We start from the raw sequence: 595 nt of genomic DNA, 5'->3' as shown, positions 1-595 counted from the left end.
ACTGCACTGCTAACAATTCCTGATGCAGTATTAGAGCGACCCAGCGCACTGCTATCAACACCTAGTGCTGTATTACTAACCCCTATCGCACTGCTATTACGTGTTGATGCCTTGTTAGCAGCTCCTATTGCATTGCTAAAGTCATCCGATGCTTCATTATTGAAACCTATCGCACTACTAAATCTACCCGATACCGTATTGGAACGACCCAGCGCACTGCTTTTTTCACCCGATGCTGTGTTATTAGCCCCTAATGCACTGCTGTTTTCACCTGATGCCGTATTTCCAGAGCCCATTGCGCTGCTCCAACCGCCTGATGCCCTATTCTCGTTACCTACTGCACTACTATATTCTCCCGATGCAGTATTGCCACTGCCTACGGCACTGGTCCCAAAAAATGTCGCTGTATTGCTGTCACCGATAGCACTGCTTAAGGCACCACGTGCAGTATTGTTATAACCTACTGCACTGCTATAGTCACCTGATGCGTTGTTGTTACTACCTAATGCACTACCCCAACCACCCTCTGCGCTATTACCATTACCCACGGCACTGCTATTATAAAGACCGTTTGCAGTATTGTTATAGCCTACTG

At 47.2% G+C, this 595-nt stretch carries 1 pseudogene; it reads right to left on the bottom strand.

Going from position 1 to position 595, the window contains the following annotated elements:
* Positions 1-595: pseudogene (locus ACS8FD_RS22660) on the bottom strand (ESPR-type extended signal peptide-containing protein); the annotation flags it as partial.

The organism is Psychrobacter sp. 1U2, assembly GCF_051847575.1.
Note: the sequence above shows the minus strand (reverse complement) of the source record. Positions and strands in the feature narration are given on the sequence as shown.